19 protein-coding genes and 1 pseudogene are annotated in these 24245 nt (G+C 49.7%); 12 read left to right on the top strand and 8 right to left on the bottom strand.

Annotated features, from left to right (window positions below; genetic code table 11):
* Positions 1 to 35 precede the first annotated feature (35 nt).
* Positions 36 to 1046: an ATP-dependent 6-phosphofructokinase gene (locus tag N3Z11_RS06925; RefSeq protein ID WP_260656437.1), complete on the bottom strand. Its 1011-nt coding sequence runs from the start codon at positions 1044 to 1046 to the stop codon at positions 36 to 38.
* 232 nt (positions 1047 to 1278) lie between these two features.
* Between N3Z11_RS06925 and N3Z11_RS06930 the strand changes: the two genes are divergently transcribed.
* On the top strand, positions 1279 to 2226 hold the full coding sequence (locus N3Z11_RS06930; RefSeq protein ID WP_260656438.1) for a DMT family transporter: 948 nt from the start codon (positions 1279 to 1281) through the stop codon (positions 2224 to 2226).
* 122 nt (positions 2227 to 2348) lie between these two features.
* On the opposite strand, the gene pyk is transcribed toward N3Z11_RS06930, so the two are convergent.
* Both pyk and N3Z11_RS06940 read right to left on the bottom strand, forming a co-directional pair.
* A complete protein-coding gene (gene pyk, locus N3Z11_RS06935; RefSeq protein WP_260656439.1) occupies positions 2349 to 3785 on the bottom strand; it encodes a pyruvate kinase in 1437 nt (478 codons plus the stop codon).
* A gap of 143 nt (positions 3786 to 3928) precedes the next feature.
* Positions 3929 to 4780, bottom strand: coding sequence for a MurR/RpiR family transcriptional regulator (locus N3Z11_RS06940; protein WP_260656440.1), 852 nt, complete (start codon positions 4778 to 4780; stop codon positions 3929 to 3931).
* A gap of 267 nt (positions 4781 to 5047) precedes the next feature.
* Between N3Z11_RS06940 and zwf the strand changes: the two genes are divergently transcribed.
* Genes zwf through N3Z11_RS06965 form a run of 5 tightly spaced genes read left to right on the top strand, consistent with a single transcriptional unit; the run spans position 5048 to position 10665 of the window.
* Complete coding sequence (gene zwf / locus N3Z11_RS06945; RefSeq protein ID WP_260656441.1) at positions 5048 to 6520, top strand: glucose-6-phosphate dehydrogenase; 1473 nt, start codon at positions 5048 to 5050, stop codon at positions 6518 to 6520.
* 1 nt (position 6521) lies between these two features.
* Positions 6522 to 7211 carry a 6-phosphogluconolactonase gene (gene pgl / locus N3Z11_RS06950; protein ID WP_260656442.1) on the top strand — a complete coding sequence of 230 codons (690 nt, stop codon included), beginning with the start codon at positions 6522 to 6524 and terminating at the stop codon, positions 7209 to 7211.
* A gap of 8 nt (positions 7212 to 7219) precedes the next feature.
* Positions 7220 to 9052: a phosphogluconate dehydratase gene (gene edd / locus N3Z11_RS06955; RefSeq protein ID WP_260656443.1), complete on the top strand. Its 1833-nt coding sequence runs from the start codon at positions 7220 to 7222 to the stop codon at positions 9050 to 9052.
* Positions 9045 to 10007: a glucokinase gene (glk, locus tag N3Z11_RS06960; protein ID WP_260656444.1), complete on the top strand. Its 963-nt coding sequence runs from the start codon at positions 9045 to 9047 to the stop codon at positions 10005 to 10007. The genes edd and glk overlap by 8 nt, the downstream gene beginning before the upstream one ends.
* A gap of 4 nt (positions 10008 to 10011) precedes the next feature.
* Positions 10012 to 10665 (top strand): bifunctional 4-hydroxy-2-oxoglutarate aldolase/2-dehydro-3-deoxy-phosphogluconate aldolase, encoded by a 654-nt coding sequence (locus N3Z11_RS06965; RefSeq protein ID WP_260656445.1) that lies wholly within the window; start codon positions 10012 to 10014, stop codon positions 10663 to 10665.
* 104 nt (positions 10666 to 10769) lie between these two features.
* Here the strand turns inward: N3Z11_RS06965 and N3Z11_RS06970 are convergent, their stop codons facing one another.
* Positions 10770 to 12230: a PLP-dependent aminotransferase family protein gene (locus N3Z11_RS06970; protein WP_260656446.1), complete on the bottom strand. Its 1461-nt coding sequence runs from the start codon at positions 12228 to 12230 to the stop codon at positions 10770 to 10772.
* Between the two features lie 336 nt (positions 12231 to 12566).
* Between N3Z11_RS06970 and N3Z11_RS06975 the strand changes: the two genes are divergently transcribed.
* Entirely contained in the window at positions 12567 to 13532 is a 966-nt protein-coding gene (locus N3Z11_RS06975) for a DMT family transporter (protein WP_260656447.1), read from the top strand.
* Between the two features lie 265 nt (positions 13533 to 13797).
* A complete protein-coding gene (locus N3Z11_RS06980) occupies positions 13798 to 15393 on the top strand; it encodes an ABC-F family ATPase (RefSeq protein WP_260656448.1) in 1596 nt (531 codons plus the stop codon).
* Positions 15394 to 15453: 60 nt separating this feature from the next.
* Here the strand turns inward: N3Z11_RS06980 and N3Z11_RS06985 are convergent, their stop codons facing one another.
* Positions 15454 to 15954, bottom strand: coding sequence for an LURP-one-related/scramblase family protein (locus N3Z11_RS06985; RefSeq protein ID WP_260656449.1), 501 nt, complete (start codon positions 15952 to 15954; stop codon positions 15454 to 15456).
* Positions 15955 to 16144: 190 nt separating this feature from the next.
* Here N3Z11_RS06985 and N3Z11_RS06990 point away from each other — a divergent pair, with 190 nt between their 5' ends.
* The 4 genes and pseudogenes from N3Z11_RS06990 to N3Z11_RS18080 all read left to right on the top strand — a co-directional run bounded on the left by N3Z11_RS06990 (position 16145) and on the right by N3Z11_RS18080 (position 19234).
* Complete coding sequence (locus tag N3Z11_RS06990; RefSeq protein WP_260656450.1) at positions 16145 to 16612, top strand: Dps family protein; 468 nt, start codon at positions 16145 to 16147, stop codon at positions 16610 to 16612.
* A 545-nt stretch (positions 16613 to 17157) separates the two neighbouring features.
* Entirely contained in the window at positions 17158 to 18039 is an 882-nt protein-coding gene (locus N3Z11_RS06995) for a methyl-accepting chemotaxis protein (protein WP_260656640.1), read from the top strand.
* A gap of 271 nt (positions 18040 to 18310) precedes the next feature.
* Positions 18311 to 18817 (top strand): annotated as a pseudogene (locus N3Z11_RS18075) (methyl-accepting chemotaxis protein); the annotation flags it as partial.
* 27 nt (positions 18818 to 18844) lie between these two features.
* Entirely contained in the window at positions 18845 to 19234 is a 390-nt protein-coding gene (locus N3Z11_RS18080) for a CZB domain-containing protein (protein ID WP_260656641.1), read from the top strand.
* Positions 19235 to 19347: 113 nt separating this feature from the next.
* Here the strand turns inward: N3Z11_RS18080 and N3Z11_RS07010 are convergent, their stop codons facing one another.
* The 3 genes from N3Z11_RS07010 to N3Z11_RS07020 all read right to left on the bottom strand — a co-directional run bounded on the left by N3Z11_RS07010 (position 19348) and on the right by N3Z11_RS07020 (position 24205).
* Complete coding sequence (locus N3Z11_RS07010) at positions 19348 to 20856, bottom strand: S41 family peptidase (RefSeq protein ID WP_260656451.1); 1509 nt, start codon at positions 20854 to 20856, stop codon at positions 19348 to 19350.
* A gap of 198 nt (positions 20857 to 21054) precedes the next feature.
* Complete coding sequence (locus N3Z11_RS07015; RefSeq protein WP_260656452.1) at positions 21055 to 21696, bottom strand: peptidylprolyl isomerase; 642 nt, start codon at positions 21694 to 21696, stop codon at positions 21055 to 21057.
* A 178-nt stretch (positions 21697 to 21874) separates the two neighbouring features.
* The gene (locus N3Z11_RS07020; RefSeq protein ID WP_260656453.1) at positions 21875 to 24205 is read right to left on the bottom strand and encodes a methyl-accepting chemotaxis protein; all 2331 of its coding nucleotides are present in this window, start codon (positions 24203 to 24205) and stop codon (positions 21875 to 21877) included.
* Between the last annotated feature and the right edge of the window lie 40 nt (positions 24206 to 24245).

Here is a 24245-nt window from a genome sequence, read left to right on the forward strand (position 1 = left end):
CGAACTACAGAAACAGCAACAAAAGCCTACCGGCTTTAACTTTGGGGTTCGCTTTGTTGCAGCATGCGCTGTTGCCATTGTAATAAATACGGATCGGCCCGTTTCTTTTTGTCACCGGTCAGTACCAGCGGATATAACACTGCCTGCCCAGCCTGTTCGCCCGCCATCATCATATGGGCATTGCCTTCAAGCAGTTGTTCAATGGCAAAGGCGCCAAGTTTGGTGGCTAAAATCCGGTCTGAACCCACCGGTCTGCCGCCACGTTGTAAGTGACCTAACACACAGGCGCGGCATTCAGTGCCGGAGCGGGCGGTTATTTCTGCCGCCAATGCCAGGGCGCCGGCCGGATACATAGTTTCTGCCATCACTATGATGTAACTGCCTGCGCCAAAATCCCGCTTTAGCCGACTGATGTCCTGTAATAAATCATCAAGGTCAACTTTATCACCATATTCAGGACAGATAATTTGTTCGGCACCACCGGCAATGCCAGCGGCAAGTGCCAGATAACCGGTATGGCGGCCCATCACTTCCACTAAAAATGTGCGTTCAAAGGCATCGGCGGTGTCACGGATTTTGTCGATGGCATCCAGTGCGGTATCGAGCGCAGTGGCAAAACCAATGGTAAAGTCGGTGCCATCCACATCATTGTCGATGGTGCCGGGAATACCAACAATCTGACCACGATAAAACGCCGAAATGGCCTGACAACCGCGGAAACTGCCATCACCACCAATGACGATCAGCGCATCAATACAGAGCTGATGCAAAATATCGGCTGCCTGCGCTGCGCCGTCAGGTTGTTGCAGCTGTTTACAGCGTGCACTTTTCAAAATGGTGCCCCCCAGCTGGATAATATGCAGCACATCGGCTTTTTCCAGCCTGATGTAGTCCTGTTGATAAATGCCATTAAAACCATGGCGAAAACCTATCACTTCAACGCCGGCAGCTTCGGCACTCAGCACCACGGCTCTTAATGCTGCATTCATACCGGGAGCGTCGCCGCCTGAAGTTAAAATGCCGATCCGTTTTATGTTTTGTGTCATATATTGCTCCAAAATGGGTGGGCAAAAGTGCTTGGTGATAAACAAGCATAGCTATTGATTATGCACCTATGTCAGCACAAGGTTATTGATGCAACACAAAAATCAGCAAGAAGTTAGTTAAGTTGTGTTTCAGCGCAAAGGCAGCGGCTTTGACGAAAAAGCCGCGACAGCACAGCAAAAAACAGCGAAAATAGCGCTCCTGCAGTTGTACCTGAATTCTTAGGATTAAGTTATGCATCAAGCATCGGGCAAAAGCCTGACCGGTTTTATTCTTGCGCTGACCACCGCAGTGTTATGGGGCATGTTACCCATAGCACTAAAAGTTGTGCTGACAGAACTTTCCGCCAATACCATTACCTGGGTGCGCTTTTTAGTGGCGGCCATTTTTGTGGTGCTGGTGCTGTGGAAACAACAGAATTTACCTAAGCTTGGCAAACTCAAAGGCAAAGCGCGCACCCTGATGCTGATCGCTGTTGCCGGTTTGTTGTCCAATTACATTTTATATTTGATGGGGCTTAATTTGTTGACCGCCGAGACGGCACAGGTGGTGATTCAGCTGGCGCCGTTTTTGATGATGCTGGGTGGTATTTTTATTTTCCGCGAACGTTTGTTGTTATGGCAAAAAATTGGTGCAGCCACTTTAGTTGCCGGTTTATTGTTGTTTTTTAATGACAGATTGTTGTTATTAGTTACAGAGCTTGGCCAGGACAGCTTTGGTATTTTGCTGGTGATCATCGCGGCTTTTACCTGGGCTGCTTATGCCTTAGCGCAAAAACAGTTATTGATGCACTTTAATTCCCAACAAATTATGGCCTTTATTTATGTGGCTGGCGCTTTGTGCTTTTTACCTGTCATTGATATTGCGCCCGTGTTTGAGTTGTCGTTATTACACTGGGCTTTGTTGTTGTTTTGTTGTTTAAATACCATAGTGGCCTACGGCGCTTTTGCTGAAGCGCTGGAACACTGGGAAGCGTCGAAAGTCAGTGCAGTGCTGGCAATTACACCTTTGTTAACCATTTTATTTGCCAATTTGGCCGCCTGGTTATGGCCGGAGGCACCTAAACCTGAGGCACTGAATTTGCTGGCGGTATTGGGTGCAGTGCTGGTGGTATTTGGCTCTGCAGTCACAGCGCTGGCACCGGTGTTAAAACAGTGGCGGCAGGACAGGGCAGCGGCATAACCGACTTAGCATTTTCTCTCCCTGGTTGTTGTTGTCTGGCGAAACCGGCAAAGTAAAGTGCACAATTTGCAGCTGAAAAAAAACCACCGCAAGCGGTGGTTTTTTACTATCAACAGTTGGTGTTATTTAACAGTTACTATTTTACAGGTGTTGGACGCACCTACGGTTTCCATTACATCGCCATGGGTTAAAATCACCAGATCACCGGTTTTTAAGCCCGCTGCTTTTTTCACGGCGGCAACTGCATCATCGGCCAGGTGATCGTTACTGATGCCGTGGCTGTCAAAAAACACCGGGTAAACACCACGGTAAAGTGCCATTTTATTCAGCGTTTTTACATGGCGCGATAAGGCATAAATAGCGTGCGCTGAGGTGATACGCGACATCAGCTTGGCGGTATAACCAGACTCAGTTAACGCAATAATGGCCTTGATGCCATCTAAATGATTGGCGGCATACATGGCCGACAGCGCAATAGTTTCGCTGATTTCAGTAAAAGTAACGTCCATCCGGTGTTTGGATGACAACACTTTTGGATGTTTTTCCGCACCATCACAAACCCGGCCCATGGCTTTTACGGTTTCAGTTGGATATTTACCGGCCGCAGTTTCTGCCGATAACATCACAGCGTCAGTACCATCTAACACAGCGTTGGCCACGTCCATCACTTCAGCACGGGTTGGCATCGGGCTTTCAATCATCGATTCCATCATCTGAGTTGCGGTGATCACCACACGGTTCAGCTGACGGGAGCGGGCGATAATACGTTTTTGCTGGCCAACCAGCTCAGCGTCACCAATTTCTACACCCAAATCACCACGCGCCACCATCACTGCGTCAGAGGCGCGGATAATGTCGTCCAAAGTAGCGTCATCAGCCACAGCCTCAGCTCGCTCGACTTTAGAGACGATTAAAGCTTCTGAGCCGGCATCACGCGCCAGCTGGCGTGCCAGACGCAAATCATCACCACAACGCGGAAAAGATACCGCCAGATAATCCACGTCAATTTTTGACGCCAGCGCGATATCTGCTTTGTCTTTGTCGGTGAGAGCCGGTGCCGACAAACCACCGCCTAACCTGTTAATACCTTTGTTGTTGGATAACTTACCTGCCACTGATACTTTGGTCAGAATGCGGCTACCTTGTACTTTATCAACAATCAGCTGAATACGACCGTCGTCTAATAACAACACGTCTGCAGGGCGTACATCACCTGGCAGCTCTTTATAGTCGATACCAACCTGAGTTTCATCGCCCAAACCTTTGCCAAGTTCGGCATCCAATACAAAGTCCTGACCTTCAGTTAGTTCTACACTGCCATTTTTAAAGGTGGAAACGCGGATTTTCGGGCCTTGTAAGTCACCTAAGATGGCAACATGGGCGTTGGTGGCGGCTGCAGCGGCACGAACCATCCGGGCACGCTGAATATGATCATCGGCACTGCCGTGCGAAAAGTTAAAACGAAAGACGGTGGCGCCTGCCAGGATCAGTTTTTCAATGGCGGCCTGGGTATTGGTGGCCGGGCCTAAGGTGGCAACTATTTTGGTTCTTCTTGGCATGTGCTGCTCCTGCCTGTTGATGTGCATGCCCGCCAGTGGACCCTGGCGGTGATGCTGACAGTGTAATGTAATTTAATTACAGAATATAGCGTGAATTTGGAGAAAACTTACAGGTAGGCGCAGTTGCCTGCGCCAGAGACCGGTTAAAAATCTTTCTTTTCAAAACGGGAACCGCGCAAACTGTCTTTTACTTTCTTTAAGTTTTCACGGAATTTTGTGCCGCGGCGTAAGGTAAAACCTGTGGCCAGAATATCAATCAGCACCAGCTGCGCTACGCGTGACGCCATCGGCATATACATATCAGTGTCTTCCGGAACATCCAGTGACAACACCAAAGTACATTCTTTGGCAAGCGGGCTGTCATAAGCGGTAATGCCTATCACAGTGGCGTCGTTCTCGCGTGCGATAGCGGCAATATCACAAAGGTTTTTGGTGCGGCCAGTGTGGGAAATACACACCACTACATCACCTTCGCTGCTGTTAATAGCGCTCATACGCTGCATCACGATGTCGTCAAAACATACCACGGGCACATTAAAACGGAAAAATTTGTTCTGGGCGTCATGGGCAACCGAAGCGGATGCTCCCAGGCCAAAAAAGGAGATCTTTTTCGCCTGGGTTAACACATCAACAGCACGGTTAATGGTATTAATATCAACGTTTTGGCGCGCAGCATCCAATGCTGCCATGGTCGATTCAAAAATTTTGGCTGTGTAAGCCTCAGGGCCGTCGTCTTCTTCGACATGACGGTTTACATAAGGCGTACCGTTGGCCAGGCTTTGTGCCAGATGCAGTTTAAAATCCGGAAAACCTTTGGTATCCAGCCGGCGGCAAAAGCGGTTGACGGTAGGTTCAGACACATCGGCCATTTTAGCCAAAGCCGCAATACTGCTATGAATAGTGGTTTGCGGATTGGCCAGAATGACATCTGCAACTTTACGCTCTGATTTACTGAAGCTGTTGACACTATTTACGATTTTTTCCAGCACATTCATCCGATATTTCCTGCTCTGACACAGACCCTGGCGGCCCTGGATTGATTTTGTAATTAATTTTGTAGCCCAACCGGGGCAGTAACAACAAAAGTGATAAACTTACAACGAATTTAATGATACATCGTAAAGACTGCCTTAAGATATAGGCTACGTCAAAACTTTAAGGAAGTTGTAATTTAATTACAACTTATCCGGTTTACAACCGCCAGACACTTCGCTAGTATGCGGTTAAGTGTTGTAAAATTACATCTAATCAAGGGTCAGCGCATGACAACAGCAGCACACTCGAATAAAGCCTGTGATCTTATTCTGTTCGGCACCAAAGGGGATTTAGCCCGTCGTAAACTTTTACCTGCTTTGTATCAGCTGGAAATGGCTGGACTTTTACATGCAGACAGCCGGATCACCGGTGTTGCCCGCGACGCGCTGACGCTGGATGCTTATATTGAAGTTGTTGAAACTAACTTACAGAAATTTGTAAAAGAGCCGCTGGTGCCTGAGGTTTGGGCAAGGTTAAAAGCCAAACTGCAATATGTACAAATTGATTTGTCGCAAGAGCAGGATTACATCAAGTTAAAAGCCGTGACCGACATTAAAAGCCGCATTCCGGTCAGTTATTTTGCCACCGCGCCTTCGTTATTTGGCCATATCTGTAAAGGCCTGGATTCCGCCGGTTTGTCCAAACAACCATCCCGCGTAGTGCTGGAAAAACCCATTGGTCATTGCCTTGAGTCGTCCAAAGTGATTAATGACGAAGTGGCCAAGTATTTTAAAGAATCGCAGATTTACCGCATTGACCATTACCTTGGTAAAGAAACAGTGCTGAACCTGCTGGCGTTGCGTTTTGCCAATGCCATTTTTGCCTCAAACTGGGACCACAACGCTATTGATCATGTGCAGATTTCCGTGGCCGAAGAAGTAGGTGTGGAAGGGCGCTGGGGTTATTACGACGACGCCGGTCAAATGCGCGACATGGTGCAAAACCACTTATTACAGGTGCTGTCTTTAATTGCGATGGAACCGCCAGCCAGTCTGGATGCTGACAGTATCCGCGACGAAAAATTAAAAGTACTAAAAGCGCTGCGGCCAATTAACTTGCAAAACGTGCAGGAAAAAACGGTGCGCGGGCAATACAGCGCTGGTTTTGTTGGCGGCAAAGCCGTGCCTGGTTATCTGGAAGAAGAAGACGCCAGACCGAACAGCAAAACCGAAACTTTTGTCGCTATTAAAGTGGATATCGACAACTGGCGCTGGGCCGGTGTGCCGTTTTACCTGCGTACCGGTAAACGGATGCCAAATAAAGTGTCAGAAGTGGTGATTTGTTTTAAACCTCAGCCACACAATATTTTCCATGAAACTTATAAACAGCTGCCGGCCAATAAACTCATTATCCGTTTGCAGCCGGACGAAGGCGTGGAAATTCAGATCATGAATAAAATTCCTGGCCTTGGCGAAACCATGCAGTTGCAACAAAGCAAACTGGATTTAAGTTTTGACGAAACCTTTAAAGCCCAGCGGATTGCCGATGCTTACGAGCGTTTGTTGCTCGAAGCTATGCTGGGCAATCAATACCTCTTTGTCCGTCGTGATGAAGTGGAACAAGCCTGGAAATGGGTGGACGGAATTCTGGACGCCTGGCGTGTCAATAACGAACCACCAAAATCTTATCAGGCCGGAACCTGGGGCCCTGTTGCTGCTATCTCATTATTAGCCCGCGATGACAGAAACTGGGACGAATAAGATGCAGCTGAATACTTTTACCAGTTCAGATGAGCTGAACCAACAATTTGCCAGGCGCCTTGTTGCCATTTTGTCGGATGCCATTGCCAATCGCGGCCATGCTTATTTAGTGGTGTCGGGTGGACGTACGCCACAGGCATTGTTTCAGCAGTTAAGTCAGGCTGAACTTGATTGGTCGAAAGTGACCATTACGTTAGCCGACGACAGATTTTTGCCGGATAGCGAAGCTGACAGTAATGAGCGGCTGGTGAAAGCCAGTTTGTTGCAACACAAGGCTGCAAAAGCAAGTTTTATCAGTTTGTACGCGCCTTTTGATCAAGCCGAGCAGGCTGTGCCGGAGCTTTTAACTAGAGTTGCTGATTTACCCACTTTTGATGCCGTGATTCTGGGCATGGGTGAAGATGGCCATACAGCGTCGTTATTCCCGTGCAGTAAAGAAGTACAAAAGGGAATGGCAGCAGATGCACCGGCGCTTCTGGCGGTGAATCCGACAACAGCGCCTTATCAGCGTATCTCTTTTAGTAAAACAAGATTACTTAACAGCCGTTTTTTGTTTTTGCACCTGGTGGGCGAGTCCAAGCTCAGAGTGCTGGAACAAGCCATGGCCAGCCGCGACGAATTGGCGATGCCAATCCGCGCTTTTTTACACCACACTGATCCGGACATATCAGTGATGTTCGCAGCCAAGTAGAGGTCAACATGCATCCGGTTATCCAGCAAGTTACAGACAGGATCATCGCCCGCAGTGAAAAATCACGGGCGATTTATCTGAGCCGAATTGAACAGGCCCGTGCCAAAGGTCCACACCGGGGAGCCCTGGCTTGTGGCAATCTGGCGCATGGTTTTGCCGCCTGTAACAAACAGGAAAAAGCGGATTTACGCAGTCTGACCAAAGCCAATATCGGCATTATTTCCAGCTACAACGACATGTTGTCGGCGCATCAGCCTTATGAAACTTATCCGGCTTTAATTAAAGAAGCGGTGGCGCAGGTTGGTTCAGTGGCGCAGTTTGCCGGTGGTGTGCCTGCCATGTGTGATGGTGTGACCCAGGGGCAGCCTGGTATGGAGCTGAGTTTATTAAGCCGCGACATTATTGCCATGTCGGCTGCTGTTGGCCTGTCACACAATATGTTTGACGGCGGTTTAATGCTGGGTATTTGCGACAAGATTGTGCCGGGTTTGTTAATGGCGGCACTAAGTTTTGGCCATCTGCCTTTTGTATTTGTACCTGCAGGTCCAATGCCATCCGGTATTCCAAACAAAGAAAAGGCGCGGGTGCGTCAGCTGTTTGCCGAAGGCAAAGTAGGCAAAGAAGAGCTGCTGGAATCAGAATCAGCCTCTTACCACAGCGCCGGCACCTGTACTTTTTATGGCACAGCAAACTCTAATCAGCTGGTGGTGGAAATGATGGGTCTGCATTTACCAGGCTCTTCTTTTGTCAATCCAGGCACGCCACTTCGGGATGAGCTGACCAAAGCTGCGGCCCGTCAGGTTACCCGTTTAACAGATTTAGGCGCGGACTATATGCCGATCGGTCATATTGTCGATGCCAAAGCTGTAGTAAACGGTATTGTGGGTTTATTGGCTACAGGTGGTTCAACCAACCACACCATGCACCTGGTGGCTGTAGCACGCTCTGCCGGTTTTATTGTGAACTGGGACGATTTTGCTGATTTATCCAATGCCACGCCTTTACTTACCAAAATTTATCCAAACGGTCAGGCTGATATCAACCACTTCCAGCAAGCCGGTGGTATGGCTTATCTGATGAAAGAGCTGCTGGACGCAGGACTACTGCATGAAGATGTCAACACAGTTGCCGGTTTTGGTCTGCGCCGTTACACCCAGGTGCCGGTATTACAGGACGGTCAGCTGGTCTGGGTTGATGGCCCAAGTGCCTCTTCTGATGAAACTGTACTGACGTCTGCCGCTAAACCATTTAAAGATCATGGTGGTTTACAGGTGCTGTCGGGCAACGTTGGCCGAGGTGTTATTAAAACCTCGGCGCTGCGCCCGGGTACTGAAGTGGTGAAAGCGCCTGCAGTGGTGTTTTCCAGTCAGCACGAACTGGACGCTGCTTTTAAAGCCGGCGAGTTAGATAAAGATTGTATTGTTGTAGTGCGTTTTCAGGGGCCAAAAGCCTGTGGTATGCCAGAGCTGCATAAACTGACACCGCCGCTTGGGGTGTTGCAGGACCGTGGCTATCACGTGGCGCTGGTTACAGACGGTCGGATGTCAGGTGCATCAGGCAAGGTACCTGCTGCTATTCATGTGACGCCTGAGGCCATTGAAGGCGGCATGATCGCCAAAATTCAGACCGGCGATATGATGCTGGTCGACGGTGAAACCGGTGTATTGCAGCTGTTGGTGTCAGACGAAGAGCTGGCCAAACGTGAATTTGCCACCCGCGATATGTCGGACAGTTATTACGGTATGGGCCGGGAGATTTTCGGTGGTCTGCGTACCGTGCTGACAGGCGCAGAGCAGGGCGCTTGCAGCCTCTTTACTACTGAGGAACATCTGCATGGTTAATTTTGCCATTGTCGCTGATATTGGCGGCACCAATGCCCGTTTTAGCCGGGTGAATTTGTCCACGCTGGAACTTGACCATGTAGTGGTGTACCCCTGCGCCGATTTTGCCAGCCTGACCCTGGCGCTCAGTTATTACCAGAGCACCCAGCAGTTACAGGATATTGCCCATGTGGCTGTGGCTATTGCTTGTCCGGTCAATGGCGACCTGGTGAAAATGACCAATTTTCACTGGCAATTCTCCATCAGCCAGATTAAAGCTGAGTTGGAACTTGCTGAATTTATTGTGTTAAACGACTTTACCGCAGTGGCCATGTCGCTGCCTGCGCTCAAAGACAACGAAAAAATTAAGTTTGGTGCAGGGGAAAGTGATGCCAATAAGCCTATGGCTGTTCTTGGCGCCGGCACCGGCCTTGGGGTTGGGCATTTAATTCCGACCGCTCATGGTTATATTCCGTTACCGGGTGAAGGTGGTCATACCGACTGGACAGCACAAAACGAGCAGGAATGGTTTATTCAGCGTTATCTCGCTGCTCATTATGGTCATGTGTCGCCAGAGCGGCTGTTATCTGGCCCTGGCATTGAAAGTTTGTATCTGGCCATTGCCGCTTACCGTGGTTTAACGGTTGAGCCAATGTCAGCCGCCGACATCAGCACCCATGCGCTTAATAACAGCAACGAACTTTGTGCTGCGGTTATAGAGCAGTTTTTTGCAAGTTTAGGCGCATTAGCCGGCGATTTAGCGCTGACGCTCAGCACCTTTGGTGGTGTGTATGTGGCCGGTGGCATAGTGCCCAAGTTATTACCTTTGCTGGAGCAGAGCGAGTTTCGCACCCGTTTTGAAGCAAAAGGCCGTTTTACCGACTTTAACCGGCGCATTGCCACTTATGTCGTCACTGCAGAGCAACCGGGTTTGCTGGGCTGCGCTGTCTACTTAAAACAAATTCTGGCGAGTTAAGCTTATGTCTTTTCAAAATTGGCAATTACAACCTGACACCCTGTTTGCACAAGGACCTGTGGTACCGGTCATTGTGATTAAAGATCTCGCCACCGCTGTGCCTCTGGCCAAAGCTTTATTGGCCGGTGGTATTAAAGTTCTGGAAGTGACTTTACGCACCCCTGTTGCGCTGGAAGCCATCAGCCTGTTAGCCAAAGAAGTACCGGACGCTATTGTGGGCGCCGGCACTGTCACCACGCCTGAGCAACTGCAAAAAGTAATTGAAGCCGGTGCCAAATTTGCCATCAGCCCGGGGCTGACCCGCGAATTACTGGCCGCAGGTAAAGAAGCACCTATTCCGCTGATCCCTGGCATTGCTTCTATTTCTGAATTGATGGAAGGTACAGGTTTAGGATATACCCATTTTAAATTTTTCCCGGCAGAAGCGGCCGGCGGTGTGAAAACTTTAAAGTCGATTCATGGGCCGTTTTCAGATATCCGCTTTTGCCCGACCGGCGGCATTAACGAGAAAAATTTCCTGGAATACCTGGCATTACCAAACGTGCTTTGTGTCGGCGGCTCCTGGATAGTGCCGGATGATGCTATTGTGGCTGGCGACTGGCAACGTATTACCGACTTATGTCTGGACGCTGTGGCCAAAGCCGGCGCTGTTGCCTGAAGAGTTATTTTGTCATGGATAAACAATGCGGCTGTTGTGGCCTGCATTGTTGTAATGGAGAACCCGGTTGTTGGAAGCCGGGTTTTTCTGTTTTAAGAGAGCGCTTATTTGTCGTCCGATTTTGCCAGATACAAAGGTTTATCACGTTGTTGTGTCACTGCAATCATGGCTAAAGCGGTGTCCAGCGCCGGCCAGAGTTTGGCGTTGAGGCACTGGGTTACATTCACCCGCATAAAATTGTCCGCATCCTGCTGCAGGCTAAAATGACTGCCTGGCGCCAGAATAATATGCTGGCGTTCTAAAAGTTCGGTGAGTTTTTTCGCGCTGACGCCCGCTGGCAACATCAGCCATAACAAATAGCCGCCATCCGGCTGGTGCCAGGGCCTGAAACCACGTTTGACAAATTGACGGCTGACCTGCGACATGGCGTCCTGCAGTTTTTTGCGCAGTGACTCCAGATGGCGACGATAAGCGCCACCGGTCAGAATTTGATACACAATACGCTCTACAGTTTGGGAGCTGGAACTGCCGGTGATGAGTTTTAAGTCCGTTAACGAAGCGATTTGCTCCGGGCTGGCGACGATATAACCCACCCGCAAATCAGCTGAAATGGTTTTTGACAAACTGCCCAAATAAATGCCGCTGCGAAGACCCGTCAAACTGGAATAGCGCAAACTGCTGTGCAGCTCAAAATCGGCATAAATATCATCTTCTATCAGCAGGCACTGATGTTCTTTTAAAAGCTCCAGTACAGCAAAAGCCTTTTGTGGGCTAACACAGGTGCCCACCGGATTCGACAGCACTGAATTGGTAATATAGGCTCTGGGTTTTTCTGTTTGCAACAGCGTTGTCATGGCCTGCAGATCCGGGCCGTCTTTGCAGCGCGGCAAGGGCACCACCTTTAAATGGTACAGCCTGAGCATGGCAAAAAAATTATAAAAGCCGGGGTCATCCACCAGCACCGCATCACCGGGTTTTAAATACAGCCGTAAACATAAATCCAGCGCATGGGTGGCGCTGGAGGTTAATAAAATTTGTTGTGGTTCGGTTGGAATATTCAGTTTAGCCAGATGCTCCGCCAGATAACGGCGCAGCGCAATATTGCCCTGCGCCGGACCGTAGTCAGTGAGGGATTGCCCCTGACGAGCCACTTCGCGCATTGCCTGACGAATGGCATCTGTCGGCAGCCATTCCGGTGTTAACCAGCCAGCTGCTGGTTTAATGACGGCCGACTCACGTTGCAACGTCTGGCGCATCAAAGCAACTTCATCCGCCAATAAACTCTGACCGGCCTGAGCTTCAGACAACAGCGCCACCGGCTGGCTTTTGGCGACATAAACGCCGCTACCTGGGCGGCTAACCACCAGCGACTGTGCCGCCAGTCGTTCGTACAGCTCTGCCACTGTGAACTTACTGACTTCAAGCCTGGTTGCCAGCTGGCGAATGGAAGGTAGTTTCATGCCCGCAGGCCAAAGCCCGCTGCTGATAGCGTTTTGCGATTGTTGCAATAATTGTTTTGACCAGGGTTCCGAGCTGCTTTTGTCCAGCTGCAGTTGAATTGTCATGGTTATTATTCCTATACAGTTTGGCCGAATAGCTGCCAACTGTCCTGATTGTCTGGTGCTTTTGTATTTTATAGTAGCGGCTCTGGTGGTGTTGTAAAGCGATGTTGTCCCCTGATGTTGCAGAGCAGGCGTTGTGCTTTTGTTGCCTTGCTCATGTGCTCATGTGCTCATGTGCTCATGTGCTCATGTGCTCATGTGCTGGTGTGCCGTTTTGCCTTGTTGGGGGCTGCGCTAAAAGCGTTTCACCGCCACACACCACCTTTGAGTGAATCAGTGCCTGAATCAGTGCCTGGATCAGTGCGTGAATCGTTAAGTGGATCAGTGCAGGAGCAAATTATGGCAAAGCTAAACACCCTTCAGGCCACAGCGCTCAATACGGACGCAGTAAGCAATATCGATGCAGCACTTAACACCGATGCAGCAAGTGCCAAGCTGTTATCGGCTCGCCGGCAATATTGGCAAGGGCTGGCCTGGGGCATGCTGGGCGTATTGATGTTTTCCGGTGGCATTCCGGCAACCAAACTGGCGGTTGCCGAGTTGCCTTCCATTTTTGTTGGCGCAGGACGGGCGCTGGTGGCGGCGCTGCTCAGTTTGTTGTTATTGCTGCTGCTGAATCAACCGCTGCCCAAACGCCAGCACTGGAATGGTCTGCTGGTGGTGGCTTTTGGTGCTGTATTTGCGTATCCGGTGTTATCAGCCATTGCCATGCAAACTGTGGATGCCAGTCATGGCACCCTGGTCAGCAGCATTATGCCGCTTTTTACCGCTATTTTTGGTGCCTGGCTCAGTGGTCAGTGGCCCAGAGCAGGTTTTTGGTTGTCGGCTTTGGCCGGTACTGCAGCTGTCATGTTGTATGCATCGGCACAAGCGCAGGGCAGTCTGGCATCCGGCGACCTCTGGTTATTATTGGCTTGTTTTTGTTGTGGTTTGAGTTATGCCAAAGGCGCTTTATTAGCGCGGCAGATGGGCAGCTGGCAGGTGATCTGCTGGGCTTTGGTGTTGTCATTGCCGATTTTGCTGCCCCTGTGTTGGTATACCAGGCCTGAGCAGCTGAATGTCAGTGCACAAGGCTGGTTTGGTTTTGCTTATCTATCGGTATTTAGCATGTTTCTGGGTTTTTTTGCCTGGTATAAGGGGCTTGCCATGGGCGGTGTGGCGCAAATCAGTCAGCTACAGCTGCTCACCCCATTTTTGGCGTTCAGCGCTGCCGCGCTCTGGCTTGGCGAAAGTATCAGTGCGCTGGAGTGGGCGCTGGCGGTTTTTGTGGTGGCGGCCATTGCAGTGGGTCGCAAACTAGCCTGAGGCGGTTATGCTGAGCATTTTACCGGCGCCTTTAACGGGAGCGGGCAGGCGCCTGCACGCTGGCTGAATGGACAGAACAGTGCAACTGATGACAATTGGGTGAATTTTGCGCAAAACCGGCGCTATTGTTTTGTAATTTCTGGCCAAAAAGCGTATAGTGGCGCGCCTTTTTTAAGGGCATCTGTTGGGTTTGAACAGTTCAACCCAAGCCATTTTTACCACGCTGCAGTTTGTACCTCAGCACCAAAGCCAGGCGAAATAATCCGTGATAGCTACCGCAAATATTACTATGCAATTTGGCGCTAAGCCGCTGTTTGAAAACATCTCCATCAAGTTTGGTTCAGGTAACCGTTATGGCCTGATTGGCGCCAACGGTTGCGGTAAATCTACTTTTATGAAGATTTTAAGCCGCGAGCTGGAACCCAGTGCCGGTAACGTGATGGTTGAGCCAAATATGCGTGTGGCCAAGCTGCATCAGGATCAGTTTGCTTTTGAACAATACAGTGTCATTGACACTGTGATCATGGGGCATGCGGAACTGTGGCAAGTTAAAGCTGAACGGGATCGTATTTATTCCAGCCCGGAAATGAGCGAAGAAGACGGCATGATAGTGGCCGACTTAGAAGTTGCTTTTGGTGAAATGGATGGTTACACCGCCGAATCCCGTGCCGGTGAACTGTTATTAGGTGTGGGTATTCCACTGGAGCAGCATTTTGGCCCTATGTCGGCTGTAGCGCCAGGCTGGAAACTGCGGGTATTACTGGCGCAGGTGCTGTTTGCCAATCCGGATATTATGTTGCTGGACGAACCGACCAACAACTTAGACATTCACACCATCCACTGGCTGGAAGATGTGTTGTCTGAGCGCAACTGCACCATGATTATTATTTCGCACGACCGTCACTTTTTAAACTCGGTCTGTACCCACATGGCCGATTTGGACTACGGTGAGCTGCGGGTTTATCCTGGCAACTATGATGAATATATGTTTGCGGCCACTCAGGCGCGCGAGCGTTTATTGGCCGACAATGCCAAGAAAAAAGCACAAATTGCTGAGCTGCAGACTTTCGTCAGCCGCTTCTCTGCCAATGCTTCTAAAGCGCGTCAGGCTACTTCACGTGCTAAACAAATTGACAAAATTCAGTTAGAAGAAGTCAAAGCATCGAGCCGCGTCAACCCCTTTATCCGTTTTGAGCAGCAAAAGCAGCTGTACCGGATGGCGTTAGAAGTTGAAGGTTTAAACAAGAGTTTTGGCGATCTGCATTTATTAAAAAACCTCAGCCTGAATATCGAAGTGGGCGAAAAGGTGGCCATTCTGGGTACCAACGGTATTGGTAAATCGACCTTGTTAAAATGTCTGGTAGGTGATTTAACGCCCGAAGCCGGCACTGTGAAATGGTCAGAAAACTGCAATATCGGTTATTACGCTCAGGATCATGAATACGAATTTGCTGAAGACATGACGGTATTTGACTGGATGGCGCAGCATAAACAGCCGTCAGACGATGAGCAGGCGGTACGTGGTATTTTAGGCCGTTTGTTGTTCTCTCAGGATGACATCAAGAAAAAAGTCAAAGTGTTATCCGGTGGTGAAAAAGGCCGGATGTTATTTGGCAAGCTGATGTTGCAAAGACCCAATATCCTGGTGATGGACGAACCAACCAACCATTTGGATATGGAATCTATTGAGTCACTCAATATGGCGCTGGAGATGTACAAAGGTACCCTGATTTTTGTCAGTCACGACCGCGAATTTGTATCTTCACTGGCCACCCGTATTATCGAAATTACTGACAAAGATACCCGCAACTTTGTGGGCTCTTATGATGATTATCTGGCGCAGACTTTAGCCCAGGGTTAATAGTTAACGCGCTGATGTAAAATTAAAAAAAAGCTGCTTTGGCAGCTTTTTTTATGCGTTTTAATCGTCGCCGAGGCCAGAGTTTTTGCCCTGATGTGAAATCCGGTCTATCACTATGACTGCGGCCAGCAATTGGGCTGTCCATTCGGGGGCATAAATTTCCACGCCATAGGTATCAGACCAGCTAAACCAGGCTTTGGACACAGAAGCCAATAACCGGCCTTGCTGGCGAATTTGATATTCGTGTTGCCATAAATTACCGCTGATTTCGAGCTCACCCGCAGGGCCATACACGCTAAAACGGGAGGTCCAGAAGGGCCAAAAGCGTTTTTTAATCAGCCACTCGCTGCCGTCGGCACATAACAAACGGCAGGCTGGCAATAAAGTTAAATATTTACGTTTAATTTTCAGAAGCTCGCGCCCCCGCATGTCGTACAGTGTCTGACTGCTGGAAATACTAAACAGCTTGCCTTTGGCCTGCAGCACCACGGTGCCACGTTCATCCTGAATATCAAAACTGTCGGTCAGGCTGAATATTTTTTGCCGGATCTGGTATTTCATCACGTCTCCTTGCGCGTTTTTTTGCACAATAAATCAATTAACATAAATAAGAAAGACAGGACGCACGCTGCAGGCTGGCCAGCCGTTGCCGTAAAAGTCTGTTGTTTTGCCCCAGTCTGCTTTGAAGCCGTGGCTTTTTTCCGCTAAGGTAAGCCTGTGATTTTTTTATATAAACTTCAGGGTGATCAGGATGAAAATTAATATTGGTATCGAAGAGCAAGACCGTAAAGCCATAGCCGCAGGTTTAGCTGTGCTGCTGGCAGACACTTATACCTTGTATTTAAAAACCCATAATTACCACTGGAACGTAACAGGGCCGATGTTTCAGGCGCTGCACACTTTATTTGAAACCCAATATACCGAACTGGCGCTGGCGGTAGATTTAATTGCTGAACGTATTCGCGCTCTGGGGGAATTTGCCCCTGGCTCTTATAAAGAATTTGCCAAACTGACCAGCATTAAAGAAGCCGACGGCCATCTAACTGCTGAAGAGATGATTAAAGATTTAGTCAAAGGTCAGGAAGCTATTGCTAAAACAGCCCGCTCTATTGTGCCGGTTGCTGATAAAGCCTCTGATGAGCCAACTTTAGATTTATTAACCCAGCGTATGCAGGCGCATGAAAAAAATGCCTGGATGCTCAGAAGTTTGGTCAGCTAAGCCTCTGTGCCCGGTGAAAAGGACTTCAGTTGAAGTCCTTTTTTTATGAAGGTGGTTTTGAAAGGTTGCTCAGCGCGCTGTTGCAATCTGTTCGGACTGTGGCGCAGCGGATATCCGGAACACTTTTCCTGCTCAAGCTGGCGCTGCTTTAGTTGCAAGCAAAAACGTCACTAGCTGCTTAGCTGCTTGATTGGTTCGCTGATTAGCTACGTGATGAGTGGTGTGAAGGCGATAGCGGTAAAGTTGCGGATAAATATTTTATATCCGGCTGAATTTAGTCTTTTTTTGCCCGATGCCTTGGCATAGGATGGAGTTTCGATGTTGAGCTCCAGGGGAGACTTATGATTTTTAACCGTGCGCTGAAAGAAGAAAACCAACAACTCAGGCAACAACTGAAAGAACTACAACAACAATATCAGGCCGAACAACAACAAAAAGACCATCAGCTGCAGCAATTGCATCAAGAGTTGCAGCAATTACAACAGCAACAGGCAAACCAGTCACAGTGGCAACAACAGTCTTTTGCCGGCGCCACAACACTTGCTATGGTGCAACAGACAGTCAACCAGCTGGCAGAAAGTCTGATTGATGAAAGAACTGCACTTGCCAGGCTTGAAGATATTTTCGGCCAAACCCAAAGTGCCATCCGCACCTTAGAAACCCGCTCTGTGCATATTACCGACCACGCCAACCAGAGCGCACAAACTGCTGCTGTGCTGGATGGTACAGCCAGTGCTATCACAGCGCTTATTTCCAGTATTCAGGAAATTTCAGACCAAACCAACTTACTGGCGCTGAACGCCGCCATTGAAGCGGCCAGGGCAGGTGAAGCTGGCCGTGGTTTTGCCGTGGTGGCCGATGAAGTCCGTACTCTGGCTGGTAAAGCCAATGAAGCCAGTAAACAAATTGAAAACCTGATCCGTAAAGTTATTGAACAAACCAACAATATCAAGGCTATGGTGCAACAGAGCCAGCAAAGCGCAGCCGATATTTCGGTGTCGAGCAGCCAGATTGATCAGGTGGTGAATGAAGTGATCAACCGCTCAGAGGCGATGAAAAAGCTTATCCGCACCACCACCACCTTAACTTACCTCAATGGTCTGAAACTGGATTATTTAACTTTTAAAGCTGAGCTTTACCAGGCGCTGCAACAGCACAAAACTTTGCCGGTGTCGCAAGCGGAGCAAAAATTCCAGAGTTGGTGTGGCGCTGGTGGTTATGGCCATAAACATTATGGCCAGCTCGGTAGCTTTAAAAGCTTAGAAAGGCCACACCGTGCTATGCATGAAGCTGCGCGTGAAGCACATAAAGCTGCGCTTGAACACAACGAAACCAGAATGAACAGCACGCTGGCGGACGTTGAATCGCAGTGTCTGCAGGTTGTTCAGGCCATCACACTGTTACAGCAGGATGTTGCTGCCGCCTGAAAACCTGCGTTTGATCTAAGACAAAAGTCGTGTTCAATATCTGATGCAAACTGGCCTAACATAGCATGTCAGGCCAGTGTGCACAGAGGTTTAAATGTTTTTCCGCAAGAAGTTACATCAAGAAATCAACCAACTGCAGCAGCAACTGGTGGAACACAAGCAGCAAGCAATTGCAGAACAACAGCGGCAGCAGCAAGATCTGGTTTTACACAAACACCAGCTTGATGAACAAAAGCAACTCTATATCCAGCAACAGCAACTATGTAGCTGTATGTTAAGTGGCAATGTGCTGTTGAGCGCCATCCGCCAGGATCTGGCCGATAATGCAACAACACTGGCAACAGAGCATCAGTCGTTACAGCAGCTTGACCAATTGTTTCAGCACACAAAATCAGCAGTGGCTGAACTCGACAGCAGGGCGCAGCAAATTACCCGGGATGCCGCACAAAGCGCTCAGGTGGCAGCCGTACTTGATGGCACAGCGGGTGCTATTAACCAACTGATTTCCAGTATTCAGGAAATATCTGATCAAACGAATTTACTGGCCCTCAATGCAGCAATTGAAGCCGCGAGAGCAGGTGAAGCAGGGCGTGGTTTTGCCGTAGTGGCGGATGAAGTCCGCACACTGGCAGGCAAGGCGCATCAGGCCAGCAGCCAAATTGAACAACTTATCCGGCAGGTGATGGATCAAACCAGCAACATCCGCCAGATGGTGGCACAAAGTCAACAAAGTGCCGATGCAGTGGCATCAAGCTCGCTTCAGATAGATAACGTGGTCAATCAGGTTATTCAGAGTTCTGACCATATGCAAAAAGTGATTGCTGGCTCCGCCACTATTGCCTTTTTAAACACTGTGAAACTTGATCATGCCGTCTGGAAAACACAAGTCTACAATCTTCTGCAACAACAGAGTTATCAACAAACTCTGACAACCCATACAGAATGCCGGTTAGGTCAGTGGTATTTTCAGGGGGAAGGTGCCCGTTTATACGGTAATTTACCTGCTTTTAAGCGACTGGACGGGCCGCACCAGGCAGTACACAAAGCAGGTCAGGCCGCATTGGAAGCGGCTTTGCGGGGCGATTTCCCGGGCCTGAGCCAGGCACTCCAGCTGATGGAGCAAAGCAGCATGCAAGTGACAAACGCACTGACAGCTTTACAACAGGATGTCATTTTTAATGAGCGGCAACATTGAGCTGACTGGCAAATCAGCGGGATAAAGCCTTCAGTGAGCTAAAGCCGGGTTCACGCGCAATACCGGCGTTTTCATCAGCCAAAACGCCGGCAACTTACCACATAACTTCAGCTTCAGAGCGCTGTCAGCACCTTAGCAAGCAAGGCTTGGGTGGACCAATCCAGCTGGTGATAAGCAAGATCCGGGCGGTAATAAACGCCTTTCTCCCTTGGCCTGTTCACATACATTTTGTTGGGGATCACCACCTTGGCAAGACCAGAAGGCAGTGGCTCAAATCGAACATCCATATAAGTCGAATCAGAACTGCTTTCGGTACCAAGCAGTCGGGTGTTGTTAAAGAGTTTAAAGATATCAATGGCATCCAGACAGGCGCTGGCACATTGGCCTGGTACTATCACATAAACCGGGGTTTTAATCTGCTGTGGCAGCTCTGTTGCTGCTGCGGTCGCTGCAGCAAGGTCCGTTTCATCTGCTTCCACAAAAAATGGCCGCTGCGCTTTTAGCGCTTGTGCCATGCCCTGACCAACCTGGCTGATCCAGGGTAACAATGACTCCTGTCCTTGTGATTGCATCACGCCATACAGCGATTTGACATAAGCGGTATTGCCGGCTGAGGCAAACCACCAGACTTCAGTGTTGGCAAACAAAGCTGTGGCTTTTTGCTGAACCAGGTCTTTCCCCCATAACAAACCGGCAACCTGAAAACTCCAGTATGAGGAACCGCCCTCATTACGGCGCAAGTCCAGCACTATGGCTTTGGCCTGTTGCAGCCTGGCTTTTTGTTGGTTAAGGCTGCTGAATAACGATTCGTATTGACTGATTTCAGCTTTGGACGGGTTAAAAGTCGGCATGGCAATCCAGGCCACTTCCGCTGTGTTGTTTTGCTGTTCAGCATCTGCGACGGCGGTATTTTTGCCGGCGGTTCCTGCCTGATGCCAGTACAGACCAACATCCAGTGGGTCACCATCATAAGCCGCCTGGGCATAAGGCTGCACTGCGTCTGGCCGCTCAGTCCAGCTCAGTGGTAGTTTCTGTATACTTCCGTCCGCGCTTTTAAAATCACAGTGCGCAAGTGGCGGGGTAAAAGGGTTGCCATCGTCGGTAAAGAGACTACCGCCAGAAGCCCACCAATGGCCGGGTTGGTCGACCTGACCTGAATATTGAAACACACGCTGCCGGATAAGAGTTTCAACCGTCACGCCATCACAGGCCACAATTTGCATGCCTTTGTTAAGCGCAGGTATCGCGCTGTGATACACCCATAAAGCATCACCGCGCCACACCGCAATAAAACCTGGCCAACGCCTTTTGGGGCGAACTTCATCGGGTAAGCTGGCAAAAGCACCGGCATGTCCGTCCTGTAGTGTGGTACTAAATCGTGCTATTGCAGCTTCATAGGCCATAGCACTGTCGACAAAAGGCAGCAGCGCCATGGCATTTTTTTGCGCTTGTTGCAGCAAAGCCGGAAAACCCGGATCCATAGGGTTGGCCATGCCGGGGTGATTGTCTGCCGTAAGCTGATAAGCGGCGGCAATATCTTGTTTTGCTGCCAGCGCCCAGTCTTTGGCGGTGGCAGGCAATGCTGGTGCAGCTGCGTTCGCAAGCAGCGGCGATGCTGCCATAAGCATCAGACCGCAGCCAAGGGTGGCAACGGCTTTTGGCAAAAACATCGTGAAGTTCATCTTAAGTGCTCGTTATTTTATTGTTAACTTTTTAAAATACTAACTGAAACAATAAGATGTGAGCAATCAACACTTGAGTTTTCTCTGACAGCAGTTTTATCCGGCAGCAGAGGGTGTGATGCTACTGCAGCCGCAGGGTTAAGGCTGTTTTACCCTGATGCTGTGGATCAGCACCGGCGTTTGGGGTCTGTGAAAGGCAACAGCTTTGCCCCCGGGATTATCCAGCCATTTTTCCGTTACTTTCACTGCGGCTATTTTATCCAGCACGGCTTCGCCTTCGATGAGCTGGCCAAAATGGCTGTATTTGCCGTCTAAATGGGCACGCCGTGTCAAACAAATATAAAACTCTGTGCTGCCACTATTGGGATCTTCATCCCTTGCCATGCCCAGGCTGCCTTTGATTTGTGGTTTATCGGGCGAGAATTCAGCGTCCAGCTGATATTTTTTATGGTCAGGGTGCAAATCGTCATTGATACCGGCCTGAATGACATGGCCTTTCACCACACGGTAAAATTCTTTGCCGTTATACCAGCCGCTTTTGGCCAGCTTGATAAATTGCGCCGTAGTTTTAGGGGTTATTTTGTCATCCAGTGCAAAAGTCATATCACCGAGATTAGTGCTGATCACCACTTGTGGTGACGACAGATGCACCTGTGGTGACTGCACTTGGGGCGACGACAGAGCTTCCTGGGAAGACGACGCGGCCAGCTGGGGTGATGCTGCAAACAGCAGGGGGCTTATCAACAGTAATGGAAAAAAACAAAGAAATTTTGGCAACATCTGATGGTCCTTGTTGCTGATTTTGCGTTGATTGTCTAAAAATCAGCCTAACAGGACAGAGCGCAGAATAACACCGGCAAGGAGATTTTTATGCTGTCAGCGTTAAAGCAGCCCGCTAAGGCCGCTTTAACCTCACTTTGCTGTTAATTTAACGGCAGAAGCATTGTCAGTTGCCGCATTAAAGTTTTAATACCGAAGCCTGTTGCGCCACTTCCTCTGTCAGTTGCTGCTGTCTTTTCGCCTGCACACTTAAGCTGAACATGGCTTCGTCTGTGCTGCTTGCGCTGCTGCTGATATGGTCAAGCGCACTGCCAATGCCCTGACTGCGCGTGGTTTCGGCGACACTGAGCTGATAAACGGCAGCTGTGGCTTGGGCAATGCGGCTGACTGCATCAAGGCTGATGGCCAGGGCCTGATCGGCCGCTTCTGCACTTTTTAAACATAATGCAGTGCTTTGTTGTTCGTGCTGCAGGCCAGTATTGGTTTGTTGCACCGACAAACTGAGCTGGTTCAGCATCTGCTGAATTTCCAGTGTGGCCTGTTGCGTGCTGCCTGATAAGCGCCGAACTTCATCGGCCACCACGGCAAACCCCCGGCCATGCTCACCGGCTCTGGCCGCTTCAATGGCGGCATTAAGCGCCAGCAAATTGGTTTGTTCAGCCACGCCTTTGATGGTATCGAGCACCTGCACTATGTTGGCGGCCGCTTGTTCCAGTGCCAGCATGCTGTCGCTGGAATTGCTGACCTGTGCTGATAACTGGCCGAGGCGTTGTTGCATTTCTTTGAGCTGCGCCATGCCGGCTGAAGACTGGCTTTCCGCTTCTGTTGCAGCCGAGCTGGCTTGTTGTAACTGTAGCTGCATACCCAAAAGTGCCTGCTGGCTTTGTCTGGCGTCCTGATGTAACTGTAATAACGCACTTTTTTGCGCAAAAACGGCCTGCTGACATTGGCCGCTGATTTCAAGCTGCGTTTTGGCCTGTTGCTGACTTTCTGCACCTGCACTCAGTAACTTCATCAGCACTTGCGACAAGTTGCTAAAAAGCTGATTCAGCGCATCGGCCATCGCCTGCAGTTCAGCGTCACCGCGCCGTTCAAAATGGGTTTGCAGGTTATGTTCAGCTGCGGCCTGACTGATAGCACCGGCAAAATACTCCAGTGGCGCTGCCATACTGCGACCGATACGCCAGGCCACAAATAACGACAACAGCGTTAACACAAATACGATAAGCACACTAAAAGCCAGGGTTTGCGATCTGAGATCATAAAGGAGGGCAAAAGCTTCGCTGCTGTCTTGCTGGGTTAATAACGCATAGGTGCTGTTGCCAATTTGCACTGGTTGATAATTAAGCAGCACCTCAACACCGCGGTAGTCCGTGGTTTCAGCCATGCCGGTTTTGCCGGCCAGCGCTGCCTGCACCTCTTTTGATGCCAGGGTGAGACGTCCGCTCAGGCCAAAGGCGCCTTGCTGCGCTGCAAGTTCAGGGTAGCGCTGTTTAAACTCTGTCGCTGAAGCCAGTTCAGGCCGAAGTGCCGTCACCAGCTTGCCATCAGGTGCTACCAGATAACTGTCTCCGCTTTGGCCTAAGCCAATTTGTTGCCAGTTTTGCTGTTGTGTCATTAAGGCGGTCAGTGCGCTGACCGGCAATTGCAGCACCAGCACCCCCTGAGTTTCCGGGTTAGCGCTCATCGGGCTTTGCACTTTGGCCAGTAAAAAAAGCACCGGCATCTGATAATAACCATCAAAAGCAGTGGGTTCGCTAATCAACCATTGTGGTTCTGTTGTGCTGGCGGCAGGCGTTTTCAGCAGGTTTTTTACTGCATCCGCCAGCGGGCTGGTGGCAAAAGCCCCGTCTTTGAGTGAACTGGCAAAAACCGGAGTTTTGTGTACTGAATACACCACATTCAGCTGTTTTGCGTCCACCAGATACAGCTCCTGTAAGCCATAACGGCGACTGACTTCGACAAAACTCTGATGAAATCTTTTGTGTTGCTGTGCATACACTGAGCCATCGGCGGCATCAATTAAACTGGAAAGATTGTCGGCCTCTGCCGGGTTCTGGCTGAAGTACCTGTGTTGTAACAACAAAGTTTCAGTGCGGCTTTGGTTCAGCCATTTCGCAAAATCCGGAACAAAAGCCTGATTTTGCGCTGTGGCAAATGGCAGGTATTTTTGTTGATACCAGGCCGTTAATCCGGCTTTTAACGTGTCATCACCCGGATTACTGACTTCATAACGGTAAGAAGAAAAAGGCCGTTCCAGTGCATATAAAGCTTCCTGTGTCAGCCGGTTGGCGGCCAGGCTTAATAACAAATCACGCTGTGCATTCAGATACAAACCCAGTGCCTGCTCGCGGCCTCGTGCCACAGCGGTAAACTGTTCGCTGACACTGCCGGTCAGCGCCTGCTGCGCTTTATGCTGCGACAATGCCGTGGTGGCCAACACCGCCAGTACCACCGCTGACACTGTGGCCGCAGCCATCACTGACATAAACTTTATTGCAATCTTCATACAACCCCGGATTAACTATCGCAACAGATGCGGGGCAGCT

This window comes from Rheinheimera sp. 4Y26, assembly GCF_025245835.1.
GTDB lineage: Bacteria > Pseudomonadota > Gammaproteobacteria > Enterobacterales > Alteromonadaceae > Pararheinheimera.

Bases quoted from the DNA above. Each gene is read 5' to 3' on its own strand.
- N3Z11_RS06925 (WP_260656437.1), bottom strand. From the start codon at position 1,046: ATGACACAAAACATAAAACGGATCGGCATTTTAACTTCAGGCGGCGAC.
- N3Z11_RS06930 (WP_260656438.1), top strand. From the start codon at position 1,279: ATGCATCAAGCATCGGGCAAAAGCCTGACCGGTTTTATTCTTGCGCTG.
- pyk (WP_260656439.1), bottom strand. From the start codon at position 3,785: ATGCCAAGAAGAACCAAAATAGTTGCCACCTTAGGCCCGGCCACCAAT.
- N3Z11_RS06940 (WP_260656440.1), bottom strand. From the start codon at position 4,780: ATGAATGTGCTGGAAAAAATCGTAAATAGTGTCAACAGCTTCAGTAAA.
- zwf (WP_260656441.1), top strand. From the start codon at position 5,048: ATGACAACAGCAGCACACTCGAATAAAGCCTGTGATCTTATTCTGTTC.
- pgl (WP_260656442.1), top strand. From the start codon at position 6,522: ATGCAGCTGAATACTTTTACCAGTTCAGATGAGCTGAACCAACAATTT.
- edd (WP_260656443.1), top strand. From the start codon at position 7,220: ATGCATCCGGTTATCCAGCAAGTTACAGACAGGATCATCGCCCGCAGT.
- glk (WP_260656444.1), top strand. From the start codon at position 9,045: ATGGTTAATTTTGCCATTGTCGCTGATATTGGCGGCACCAATGCCCGT.
- N3Z11_RS06965 (WP_260656445.1), top strand. From the start codon at position 10,012: ATGTCTTTTCAAAATTGGCAATTACAACCTGACACCCTGTTTGCACAA.
- N3Z11_RS06970 (WP_260656446.1), bottom strand. From the start codon at position 12,230: ATGACAATTCAACTGCAGCTGGACAAAAGCAGCTCGGAACCCTGGTCA.
- N3Z11_RS06975 (WP_260656447.1), top strand. From the start codon at position 12,567: ATGGCAAAGCTAAACACCCTTCAGGCCACAGCGCTCAATACGGACGCA.
- N3Z11_RS06985 (WP_260656449.1), bottom strand. From the start codon at position 15,954: ATGAAATACCAGATCCGGCAAAAAATATTCAGCCTGACCGACAGTTTT.
- N3Z11_RS06990 (WP_260656450.1), top strand. From the start codon at position 16,145: ATGAAAATTAATATTGGTATCGAAGAGCAAGACCGTAAAGCCATAGCC.
- N3Z11_RS06995 (WP_260656640.1), top strand. From the start codon at position 17,158: ATGGTGCAACAGACAGTCAACCAGCTGGCAGAAAGTCTGATTGATGAA.
- N3Z11_RS18080 (WP_260656641.1), top strand. From the start codon at position 18,845: ATGCAAAAAGTGATTGCTGGCTCCGCCACTATTGCCTTTTTAAACACT.
- N3Z11_RS07010 (WP_260656451.1), bottom strand. From the start codon at position 20,856: ATGGCAGCATCGCCGCTGCTTGCGAACGCAGCTGCACCAGCATTGCCT.
- N3Z11_RS07015 (WP_260656452.1), bottom strand. From the start codon at position 21,696: ATGTTGCCAAAATTTCTTTGTTTTTTTCCATTACTGTTGATAAGCCCC.
- N3Z11_RS07020 (WP_260656453.1), bottom strand. From the start codon at position 24,205: ATGAAGATTGCAATAAAGTTTATGTCAGTGATGGCTGCGGCCACAGTG.